General features: G+C 47.5%; 3 protein-coding genes. 1 reads left to right on the top strand and 2 read right to left on the bottom strand.

The window, feature by feature from the left end:
- On the top strand, positions 1-987 hold a 987-nt coding region (locus tag MHN01_RS20210; protein ID WP_239413045.1), incomplete at its 5' end, for an NADH-quinone oxidoreductase subunit N.
- 89 nt (positions 988-1,076) lie between these two features.
- On the opposite strand, the gene MHN01_RS20215 is transcribed toward MHN01_RS20210, so the two are convergent.
- Both MHN01_RS20215 and MHN01_RS20220 read right to left on the bottom strand, forming a co-directional pair.
- On the bottom strand, positions 1,077-1,991 hold the full coding sequence (locus MHN01_RS20215; protein WP_239413046.1) for a L,D-transpeptidase family protein: 915 nt from the start codon (positions 1,989-1,991) through the stop codon (positions 1,077-1,079).
- A 238-nt stretch (positions 1,992-2,229) separates the two neighbouring features.
- Entirely contained in the window at positions 2,230-3,354 is a 1,125-nt protein-coding gene (locus MHN01_RS20220; RefSeq protein WP_239413047.1) for a fatty acid desaturase, read from the bottom strand.
- Positions 3,355-3,628 lie beyond the last annotated feature (274 nt).

The raw sequence follows: 3,628 nt of genomic DNA on the forward strand, positions 1-3,628 counted from the left end.
GAGGCAGCACTCAAATATGTTATTCTCGGCGCGCTCTCCTCTGCCATTCTGCTCTATGGTATTTCCCTGTTTTATGGCCTGACGGGCACTACTCAGTTGCAACATATTGCCACTGCATTATCCGGCACAGGTTCAACGGCTGGTGCCAAACTCGATAATACCGGCTTGATTCTGGCAACGGTCTTCTTACTAGCCGGCTTCGGTTTCAAAGTGGCTGCCGTCCCCTTCCATATGTGGCAACCCGATGTCTACCAAGGGGCACCAACACCCATCACAGCGTTTTTATCTGTCGGCCCCAAAATCGCCGGGATTGTAGTAATAATGAGGGTATTTATGGTGAGCTTTGCCGAGCAGCAGATTATCTGGGGACAACTGCTGACGGCTATCGCCATTGCCACTATGGTGACGGGGAGCCTTGTGGCCTTAGTGCAGAGCAAAATTAAGAGGCTGTTGGCCTACTCCAGTATCAGCCACGTTGGTTTTATCTTGCTTGCTTTTCTCACATCTGCAGCCGACGGCTTCTATGCCATTGCGTTTTATTTGTCTGCTTATGCCTTTATGAATCTTGGTGCGTTCGCCGTCATCATTGCGTTGTATTCCGGTAACCAAGACAATGAGGACATTGATGACTACTGTGGGCTTGTTCATCACCGTCCCTGGCTGGCAACTATCATGGCGCTGTTTCTGTTTTCACTGGCAGGGATCCCGCCAACCGCCGGATTTATTGCCAAGTTCAACATCATCATGGCGCTGATCGGCCATCAGCACACGGTACTTGCCATACTGGCCGTAATATTCAGCGTAGTATCAGCCTACTATTACATTCGAATCGTGCTGGTGATGTTCATGAAACCGGCTCAGCATAAATTTTCCCCAGCCTATTCAGTTCCTCTAGTTATAGTGCTGGCTACAACCGCTACAATCACTCTAGGGCTCGGGGTCTATCCCGCACCTCTTATCGATATCATCCACCAGCTATCACCCTAGTATCTCCATCGATTGATACATTAAGGATAAATACAAAGCGGGAGCCCAAAGGCTCCCGCTTGAATCAACACAGTTAAAATGGGTTAAGATTAGATATCTCGCTTAAGTTCTTTAGGGATACCCGTTTGTAAAACCAGTGCAGAACTCAAACGTTCCTCGGCGTCTTGATCCCCTTCAACCTTATTGAGCAGTGACTTTGAGGCTTTCACTTGCTTATGGGTACCGACCTGCTCCTCGGAGCGTGACAGCGGCTGATGAACTTCAACATACAAGGAACCATCAGGCTCAACGGTTTTCTTCAAGGGTTGATTGATAACCTGAACGGCAGTTCCCTTTGGCACTTGGTTAAACAGCCATTCGATATCCCACGGATTCATTCGAATACACCCAGAGCTCACCCGCATCCCGATGCCGAAATCTTTATTGGTGCCATGAATAAGATACTGCCCCTTGCCATAGGAAAGGCGCATTGCATATTCACCCAACGGGTTTTCCGGGCCGGCAGGCACGACAGCCGGTAATTCGATATCATGCTTCTCGCGGTATTCTTTACGAATATTGGCCGTCGGTGTCCAGGTCGGGTTTTCAATTTTCTGGCTAATCGTGGTGGACATCTTAGGCGTCTCTCGTCCTACACGGCCAATACCGATCGGAAACACGTACATTCGTTCATCGTCATCTGCCGGGAAATAGTACAGGCGCAGCTCGGCAAGGTTGATCACAATCCCTTCGCGTTTTACATCAGGCAGTATCAGCTGAGTCGGGATTGCCAGTAGTGTGCCGGGATCCGGCAGAAAGGGGTCGACGCCTTTGTTTGCTTCCATCATTGCAAGGAAGCCGACATCATATCGATTGGCAATATCCGCCAGACTATCGCCTTCATTGACCTGGTAGTACTCCATAGTACCTACCAATTTGCTCTCGCCATCCGGGCGCTGATATTCAATGGCATTAACCGACAATGATGTCAGGCAGGCTAGTGATAAAAGAAATGAGCGAAACACAAAAACACCTCCATCCGAAGTACTATTTAGTATGGCAAACATGGGAATGTCATCGTATTTCTACTGCCTTATTCTCATGATTAAGACAATACAACTTTTTCTGTAACAGAAGCTCCCAATTCATAGCCCCAGATTCTACATGCCTTACCTGAATGCTTCGTCATCATTGCGTCAAAAAAAGGGCGAAGTCGTTATGACTCCGCCCTTTTTTGATTTTCCAACACCACCCTTTTACGCACTAGGCATACTGGGCAGTCACCATTTTCCAGGACTTTCGCTGTTCATCCAACAGGCGCTTCATTTCGGCATACTGCTGAACAAACTCAAAGCTTTCATAATGCTTGACCAGTCGCTTCTTCTTCAGCTCAATCATTCGCTTCTGCACTGCATAATAATCCGATATTTTCAGCATCAGCGCGTCGTATTCCTCCTCCAGTCGCTCAAGGCACACAGAACTATTAGGAGCGGTTGCCAGTTTGGCCTGTAACCGCTTAAGTAGCATTGTCGCTCTGGCCTTCTCAATTTTATCCTCAGGACAAGTACGCAGGTTCTTGGCAAAACCTAACCAGGAGCAAGACTTAATCAGCCACTTGGTAGGATCAAACTGCCACCAGCGAATACCGTTACGGTAATCGTTCTCGAAGATGTGGTGGTAGTTGTGATAACCCTCGCCAAACGTCAGAAAAGCAAGAAAACCATTATCACGTGCCGTGTTCTTGTCAGTATAAGGCTGACTACCCCAGATATGGGCCAGCGAGTTGATGAAAAAAGTCGTGTGGTGGCTCAGCACCAAACGTACAACTCCCACCAGTAACAAGGCCCCCCAGACATCACCATGGATAAGCCCGAACAACAAAGGAATACCAAAGTTGGTGGCTACAGCCAATGGCACATAATACTTGTGCTGCCACATCACAATCTTGTCTTTCTGAAGATCACGGCAGTTCGAGTAATCACTATAGCGAGAGGCCTGATACTCCCTTAGCATCCAACCGATATGGCTATAGAAAAAACCCATTTTTGCAGAATACGGATCTTTGTCATTGTTATCGACATGGCGATGATGAACCCGGTGATCTGACGACCAATGCAAAATGCTGTTTTGCAGGGCAAACGCTCCGCCGATAGCGAAAGTAAAACGCATCACGGCATTGGCTTCATAGGCCTTGTGTGACCACAAGCGATGATAGCCAGCTGTTATTGACAAACCGCAGTAGCTAAATGCCACCAGCAGCATCACGATTTGCATCCAGTCAAAGCCTACATAGAAGGCATAAAGAGGGGCACCTAATGCGGCAATTGCAAATGTTACTGAAAAAACAACCACATTTAGCCAAATGATTGGTGGTCTGTTGGTCGACATCCTAAAACCTTAAATAACTATTCAGCGTACAAGTGTTCGCTAGAGTAATCAGCCAATCTGGCAAGGTCAACGAGAAATTACGTATTTTGTAAACAAATATCACAATGCAGTCACACTTCTTACAAAGGTGCTTCATCGTTGCCCTGCCGGGGGAGATTCTGCATCTTGCTAGGGTTTAGGTATACGTTTGGGTATACACTAACAATGAGCGAGCATGGAGATAACGACTATGAACCCCCTATCTTCATTCAATATGGATCGGCATCAGCGTGTC

The organism is Photobacterium sp. OFAV2-7 (genome assembly GCF_022347985.1).
In the GTDB taxonomy this organism is placed as follows: domain Bacteria; phylum Pseudomonadota; class Gammaproteobacteria; order Enterobacterales; family Vibrionaceae; genus Photobacterium.

Excerpts from the sequence above, each read along its gene's own strand:
- MHN01_RS20220 (WP_239413047.1), bottom strand. The coding sequence starts at position 3,354 with ATGTCGACCAACAGACCACCAATCATTTGGCTAAATGTGGTTGTTTTT.